The 636-nt window shown below is 72.2% G+C and carries 1 protein-coding gene; it reads left to right on the top strand.

Going from position 1 to position 636, the window contains the following annotated elements:
• The first annotated feature begins 9 nt into the window (after positions 1–9).
• Positions 10–585 carry a TetR/AcrR family transcriptional regulator gene (locus KUM32_RS41160; protein WP_217146762.1) on the top strand — a complete coding sequence of 192 codons (576 nt, stop codon included), beginning with the start codon at positions 10–12 and terminating at the stop codon, positions 583–585.
• Positions 586–636 lie beyond the last annotated feature (51 nt).

Here is a 636-nt window from a genome sequence, read left to right as displayed (position 1 = left end):
GTGTTCGGCATGGTCGCGACACTGGGCACCCGGGCGCGGATACTCGACGTCACCTCGCGGCTGATGATGCGGCAGGGGTACGAGGGCACCGCCATCAAGCAGATCGCCACCGAGGCACGGGTCGCCCTCAGCTCCGTCTACCACTTCTTCCCCGGCGGCAAGCAGGAGTTGGCGACGGCCGCGGTGCGCCACGCCGACGAGCACTTCGCCCAGATGTTGCGCGACGCTCTGGCCACCAAGGACGACCCGGCCGACGCGGTGGTCGCGCTGGCCTGGGTGGTGGCGGAGTACCTGCGCGACTCGGGCTGGCAGGACGGCTGCCCGATCACGGCCACGGCCCTGGAGACGCTGGGCCGGATACCCGCCATCCAGCAGGCCGTCGAGGAGGCGTTCGAGCGCTGGCGTGGCCTGGTCGCCGAGAAGTTCCAGCTCGCCGGCATCGCCGAGCAGGAGGCCCGGGACCTCGCCCACACCGTGATCAGCACCCTGGAGGGCGCCGAACTCGCCGCGCAGGTCTCCCGCAGCGCCGAGCCCATGGCCATCGCCGGGCGCCACCTGTCCCGACTGGTCAACACGTACCGCTAGGCGCGTACCGCCAGGCACGGGGCAGCCGGTGGTCGACGGTCGGCGGCCGTC

It is taken from the genome of Streptomyces sp. AC627_RSS907, assembly GCF_019049165.1.
Note: the sequence above shows the minus strand (reverse complement) of the source record. Positions and strands in the feature narration are given on the sequence as shown.

Coding starts and splice junctions, on each gene's coding strand:
- KUM32_RS41160 (WP_217146762.1), top strand. CDS start 10: ATGGTCGCGACACTGGGCACCCGGGCGCGGATACTCGACGTCACCTCG.